Source organism: Sinorhizobium fredii USDA 205 (assembly GCF_001461695.1).
GTDB classification, from domain to species: domain Bacteria; phylum Pseudomonadota; class Alphaproteobacteria; order Rhizobiales; family Rhizobiaceae; genus Sinorhizobium; species Sinorhizobium fredii.
This window is the reverse complement of the sequence record NZ_AUTC01000135.1, coordinates 92,391-98,836: the sequence shown is the minus strand read 5'-3', so window position 1 is coordinate 98,836 and position 6,446 is coordinate 92,391. Positions and strand designations below refer to the sequence as shown.

At 59.0% G+C, this 6,446-nt stretch carries 5 protein-coding genes; 4 read left to right on the top strand and 1 reads right to left on the bottom strand.

Going from position 1 to position 6,446, the window contains the following annotated elements:
* Positions 1 to 817 precede the first annotated feature (817 nt).
* On the top strand, positions 818 to 1,591 hold the full coding sequence (locus N181_RS34280) for a hypothetical protein (RefSeq protein WP_153451945.1): 774 nt from the start codon (positions 818 to 820) through the stop codon (positions 1,589 to 1,591).
* Positions 1,592 to 2,670: 1,079 nt separating this feature from the next.
* Here the strand turns inward: N181_RS34280 and N181_RS15050 are convergent.
* Positions 2,671 to 3,192, bottom strand: a complete 522-nt coding sequence (locus N181_RS15050; protein WP_141322100.1) for a hypothetical protein — start codon at positions 3,190 to 3,192, stop codon at positions 2,671 to 2,673.
* A gap of 205 nt (positions 3,193 to 3,397) precedes the next feature.
* Here N181_RS15050 and N181_RS15045 point away from each other — a divergent pair, with 205 nt between their 5' ends.
* The 3 genes from N181_RS15045 to N181_RS15035 all read left to right on the top strand — a co-directional run bounded on the left by N181_RS15045 (position 3,398) and on the right by N181_RS15035 (position 6,424).
* Entirely contained in the window at positions 3,398 to 4,564 is a 1,167-nt protein-coding gene (locus tag N181_RS15045) for a hypothetical protein (protein WP_060563524.1), read from the top strand.
* 3 nt (positions 4,565 to 4,567) lie between these two features.
* Positions 4,568 to 5,236 carry a hypothetical protein gene (locus tag N181_RS15040; protein WP_060563520.1) on the top strand — a complete coding sequence of 223 codons (669 nt, stop codon included), beginning with the start codon at positions 4,568 to 4,570 and terminating at the stop codon, positions 5,234 to 5,236.
* 744 nt (positions 5,237 to 5,980) lie between these two features.
* Positions 5,981 to 6,424: a hypothetical protein gene (locus N181_RS15035; protein ID WP_060563519.1), complete on the top strand. Its 444-nt coding sequence runs from the start codon at positions 5,981 to 5,983 to the stop codon at positions 6,422 to 6,424.
* The last annotated feature ends 22 nt before the right edge of the window (positions 6,425 to 6,446 follow it).

The window sequence follows — 6,446 nt, the reverse complement described above, 5'->3', positions numbered from 1 at the left end:
CGGTGAAGGCTATTCCTGTGCGCATGCGCCACACTCGCATACGCACGCGCCAAAGGGAATCCCATACGGACTCTTATGTTAGGCGGAAACCACTAGCGCCTGACGGCAAGATACCGAGCGCCGCGCGTTGGAAATGATCGATCGCGAAGACAATAACGCAGTGCATCACGTATTAGTACGTGATGCACTGCGCCGCCAACGTCGTCTCCAAGGAGAAACTACTTGTTCCTCGTTCGTGGAAAGTCGATCACAGGTCAAGGCAGATGACACAACGTGGGGGCTTAAGCGCGAGAAAGAACCCGATCGCCTGGTCGACAATCAGGACTCGACAAGGTCGATTTGGATGGGATCGAGGAGCTCGCGAGCCGCGAGCCGAAGTCTTGGGAATTGAACGTCCAGGGAGAAAATCACCTCCGCGACGCCCATCATTTCGGTAGTAGATGCCCTCAAGCGCATCGCTCGGCGGGCGAACAACAACCCTGGCGGCACGTCGTCCTGAGCTGAAAGATGCCGCCGTGAGCAACGTCAGGTCCAATATCAACCGCGCTCGTCGGATGGTGACGGACGGATCTACGACAATTTCGCACTCGAACTGCAGGCACTCGAAAATAGCATCGAGAAGGGAGTCCGATTCCGCGACATGCCGTTCAGACTCCAGTCCGATCTGCGCCAAGCGCTTGCTGACTATCGCGCATTTATCGAGGAGACCTGGTCGCCGTCGGTGTAGGCACCGAAGCCGGCGAAAATGCCGAGCTTCCGGGTGCCGCCGAAGCGTCGCCGCCGGAAGCCGAAGGGTGTGTGCGCAAAGCGTGGTACCATGAAGGCGAAGAACGAGCGCAAGAAGGCGCGGCTTGAAGCGCAGCAGAAGCGGGATGAGGCACAGGAGCGGGAACGCAAAAGATGGCAGCAGGAAAGGGAGCGCGAGAAGCAGGCCGCGTGTGACGCCGCTGATTTTCTTCGCAAGCACCTTGGCGCTAATTTCGAAGCCTTCCGGTCCCTCATGGCAGAGGCAGACGCCTACGAATTTAAGAAGGCCGTCCGGCAAGCGAAGCCGCATAAGCGCCGTCTATCGTCGGCGCACGACTGGCGGGGCGGCAACCTCGCCAGTCAACTACAGGCCCACCGGGGAAGATTCAACAGGCTACTTTACGACTGTAGGGCCATCGCCTGTCGATTTCTCTACATCATCGCCGGAACGATAGTAGTTGAGGAAATTCCGCATTGCCGCCGCGCATCGCCTTCGCCACTTTGCGGTTTGAGTGAAGGCGGACTTATCCGCCAACCCAACACCATGTGCTCGCGCTGCATCCGTGAAAGCAGCGACAACTCGCTCGTTCGCTTCCGCATCGCGTTCCCATCGGTTTGCGACCTCACCGAGAAAATCGGAGAAATGATCCCTCGGGCTCATCGGCACGATTCCGGGGAGCGGGTCAAACAACACCTTAGCCCCGTCATCAAGCAACGCGCCCTTGCCCTCTCGACCATTTATCATTGCTGCAAATTTAATGAACTGCGCAGCGGCCAAGAGTGCCTCGTCGCCCGACATGTCCCAGAAGATCAGGGACATGTCGTTGTTGTAGTATTCACCTGACCGCTTCGTTGTCACGCCGTCAATGGTGATACTCGGCTGCGACTTCCCGCCCGACGTTACGCCACCCAACGACGCGCGGATTGTGCCTTTCAGAATGTCGGACTTCCCGCGAAGCGTTTTATACTGCTTTGCTTCATCCAGACCAGAGCGGGAGCCGTAGCCATAACCCGACCACATAAATCGCATGGTCGCCCCTAGATGTTCTTCAGGTTTTCGAGTTCGGGGAATGGATGATACTTCATCCCCGGCAGCCCGGCGGGTCCTGTCGAACACCTTATCATTGACGACCCGGACGGAAAGCGCCGACCGCCCGGCATAACCGCCCATGCGGTTCTTCGAGTTGAACTTGACGCACACCGCCTGAACCCTTTTATCCGGCGATGCGTCTACAACGCTCGAAATCTCGGCGTCCCGGACCGAATAGGGATCAACTAGATAGTCACGCGCAGCGCCAACGATAGCAGCCTTGAGAGCGGCGGAGGGCGGGCGCAGGGAAGCTTCGACCCGCGCGATCTCCTGACTAGTTAAGTTACACAGCCGGACAGGGCCAGTCCAGCGAGGGCGAGCATTAGCAGTTTGTTTTTCATGAGGTTCTTCATGTGTGCGAGGTTAGTGACGCGCAAACCCTAGTTGCGCCAATCACCCGTTGCAAGCGGATAGCGGTCGACCTTATGACGATTTGAACCGATCCCATAGGCGCACCAGATAGCGCCGTGGGCCGTTAACGTAGAAATCGAGGTCATTCCCGCATTCATGGCAGAGCAGCATATTTGTCTCCCATGGTTTGCCGTGGTCATAGTGGACCTCATAGGTGATTTCGCACCGCTTGCATTCAACAGTCTCGGGCACCCTGTTCTCCTTGCCGATTTTGGACAGGGCACAGATGGGGATAGCGTGCGAGTCGGGGAAGGCGCGGCATGATGTAGAACGATGCAAATTGGTGCAACGGCAAATAGCCCATGTGGAACGTCCACAAGACTGTAACACTTAGCCTTCGAAGGTTTCCTACGTAGCTGAATTTATTGCCGAAAAAGGTAGTGGGAGACATCGGGCGCGGATTCAGACAGCGCGAAAGCGCCCTAATACGCTTCGCCGACATCATCCTCGCCGAAAGCACCCTCCTTGTCTGCCAGTTCGAGCAGCGTCCTCTCGGCACTGGCGACGCGGTACGGCGTCTCGTCGGCACCGAGACGGCATTCGACGCCCCAAGGAAGATCGTGCCCGGGAAACCAGTTCAAGGCAAAGCCGCCCCAGCTCGTCGGCTGCCGCATGCGTTCGGACTGCGTGAGCTGACGGCAGTCGCGAGAGTGGACGGAACTCCACCCCCTGCCGATCGCCGACGACAGGCAGGTCAGGTGCGCGTTCGGGAACGCGGCGCAGAGAGCGGACCACTCGACTTGGGCGGCATACGAATCCAGAAGCTCGGCGTCGCGGCCGGTCGTCGTCCGGGATCGTCCGAGGAATTCTTGAGCACGTGCTGTCATGGCGTCTTTGACTCCGACCTCTCCGGCGCGGACGCGTTTCACCGTTCTCTCGGAGACGTCGAGCACGGCAGCAGCCTGCGGAGACGACAATCCTGCTCCGCCGGTGCGAGGCGACATGTGTTGTCCTGTTCAAAACCGAACACTTTCGTGCACCATGTTCCCCGCCTTGCCAAATCGTGCCTCATCCGTGGAGTGTCCGGCCCTGGTGACAATTGAACCGCTTTCGGCTACCAATTGGCTCGGGTGCTGGGGCGTTGTTATGCTTGTGGCGATTGGTTGGATTCGGGTTCGTGTGCGGAACAGCGGACCGGCGGTGCGATAAGTGTTCAAACGCATCCGTTCTGCTGCACGTCTGGCAGTCGCGGCGACAGCTCTCGCTGGTTCGCTGGCGGCTTTCTACTCGTCCCCATTCGCCGGCGCGCTGCCTCTGGCATTCGACCACGAGCCTGAAGCCATCACGCGATACAGGCTGCAGCGCCTCTCGACAGACGCACTCGTCAATGAGATCCGGGCGGCCGTGGACGCAGACGAATTTTCGGACGCCCAGGATCTCGTGAGGATCGGACTGGAGCTCGATCACCACATCCCGCCCGAAGTCGTTACCTCCACTGCCGAACCTATGGCTGACGTGGCATGGCGGAATTCGACTGGTTTTGCCAGAGGCTTTATCCACGGCCAGGTCGACTCCGTACCTAGCCTCATCGGTGCTGTCGCCGCCGACTATTTCGTAATCGGCGACGTTCGTGACACCTATAGGGAGGGCGGCAAGCTTCTCGCTGGCGACGACTATGACCGTTTCACTCTCGGTGCTTCCCTGTTTGGAATGGTGGTGACGCTCGCACCAGGCACCGGGCCAATCGATGTCGGAGCGTCCATCCTGAAGAACGCCAACAAGGCGGGCAAGATGAGCAGCAAGCTTGCAGCACGCCTTTTCCGTTCGGTGAACGACGCCGTCGACGTGTCAGTACTGAAGAAGGGCTTGGCCGCAATGCCAGCTCCGAAAGTCTCCTTCTCAGGCCTGCCGGGGCTGGCGGGCGCAATCTCGGAACTTTCTATCGAGGACGTCAGGAAGCTGGACTTCTCGAAGCTCGACGCTGCCGTTAAGGAAGCCTGGCCGGTCGACGTCTCCGCCGTCCGCAGGCAGTTCGACGGCGTGCTCAGGCCAGGAACTGTCGATGAACTTCGTGTCGCGGCATCGAGCATAGGCAGCATCCGAAGCGATGCCGGCATCCGCTCTGTGTTCAAGGTTCTCGAGCGCGCCGACAGTCCTGCCGAACTCGACCGTTTCAAGTCTCTCGCGAAAAGGATGGGAGATCGGACTGCCGGCACCATACGGCTGTTCGGGAAAGGAGCGATCTGGCTCGGAGACCTGATCTTCGAAATGGCCGCCGCAATCGTCTTCGCCATCGGGTGGTGTCTCGGTGCCGCATGGACCGCATCCACCTTCCTTTTGAACCTTCACCGACTTCTTCGATCCCATGTGCTGTGACAAATGTTCAAGTTAAAGTCGAAACGTTCTGGTCTGTCTGTTACCGCGGCCACTGTCGGCAGGACTGCCGCCGCTGGCTATGGCCTGTCGATGGGCCACGATCTGTGGAAGGCCACCAAGAAAGGCAAGGACGGACTATCGATTATCCTGGTTGTGCTCGGATCGCTCGTGCTGCCTGTTCTGGGAGGGCGGGAACTTGTCCGGGGACATGATCGAGGCTTTGCAGGAACACTGTTCAAGACGTTCCTCGGCAGCCTTTTTCTGGCGGCGGCTGGCTTCGCGTTGGCCTGGTTCGTCTTCTTTATCCTCATAGGCCTCCTGGCATCGCAGCCCAACGGACTCCCTGCACCATGGCAAGCGGTCCTTTGGCTTGCAGCCAGTGTGACGGCCGTCATGTGGTGCGTGGGTCTGTTGTGGGGCGCAATCGAGCGCCCGGCGAGGCTGAAGTCGATCGGCATTCAGCGGGCCAACGAGCAATTCCTCGAGAACCGGGGCTTCCGGACAACGGACGGAGACGACATCACCCATTTCGACCCTGACGGCCAGCCGCTCCGCTTCATCGAAGCTCACAGTGACCGGATCGTCTTCATGGCCGTGGGGAAGAGAGGGAAGCGGGGCTTTATCAATCTCGATGCCGAAGGCCGGATGACCTCGTACAGCGGCGTCATGTGAGAGGAGAACACGCGTGCAGTTGACGCCGTCCGCCCCGGACAACGGCTTCGCCAGCAGCGAACTTACTTCGTGAGGGCTTCGATCACCGCCTTCCGCATGTAGCTTCCGAGCAGAACTTCGGCTTCGTCGCCTTCTTCGCTGTCCAGGACAGATGTCGCGAGCGGAGCGTTATAGTTGACAATGCCCCATTCGGGAGCGCTCGGCTTCTTGGCGATCTGGAACTGGAACGTGTCTTGAGCCTGGTCGAGATAAGGATGCGAACCGTCGAGCCAATCGCAGCCGGCGTCGCCGTCTGCATTTTTTCACCAGCCATCCGTCTGTACCGTACAGTACGGCCTCTTATCAGCAGCTAAGTCTAGCCTCCCTGTTGGTGCGATGCCCTGCCCTTTTGAGTGAATTGACCGCGGGAAATTCCCTGCGAAGCTGTGGTCATTTGCGGGCGGAGGTTCTTATGGGCGAATGGTCGGAGGCGATGGGGGAAGGAATCATCTGCCCGAGGTGCTTCTGCCTCACAGCGGACGAGGAAGGCAACCGAATCAGTTGCACCTGTCCAGCCCCCGCCCTTGAGACCATCGCCCTCGAAGCCAGAAGTTCGGCGGCAGTCAGAGCACCCGATGCCTGCCAGCGATCCGCAGGTGAACGGGCCACGTGGAACGGGGCACCAGTTAGAGCGTAAGGGGCGAACCAATCCAAACCTATGCGCTATAGACCATGGCGTAGTGACCGGCGACGAAGGAGCAAGTTATGACAATCACAATCGAAAAACTGCAGAAAATGACTCCTGAGCAGCGCGCGAACCTCCACGAGAACGCCAGGAAGCGGCTCGACAATGGCGGGCGAGAAATAATCGAGCTGATTGAATCTTCCGGCCTGCCGCTCAGTTCCGGAGGCATGAGATTGTCCGACCCCGTGTACCAGAGAATGGAAGAGATCATCTGGTCCTCGGAAGGGAAGAAGGCTGCTGTTGCAACGACCGAGGCCGGGCTGCCAGCACTGGCCGGAGTTGAGCCGTTCATCGTCGCGAACCTTGGCGACCGCTATCATCCGCACAACGATGGAACCAAAAGTGCAGGTGGGATCGTGGGAGAACTCATGCGTTTTCTGGGTTACGAACTTGCCGGTCACGCGGACATGCCTGCAGGATCGGTAGCGAAAACTGCGGCCCTGTGGAAACCAAGGAAAGGGTAAACACTGCGGCATCAATCGCGCC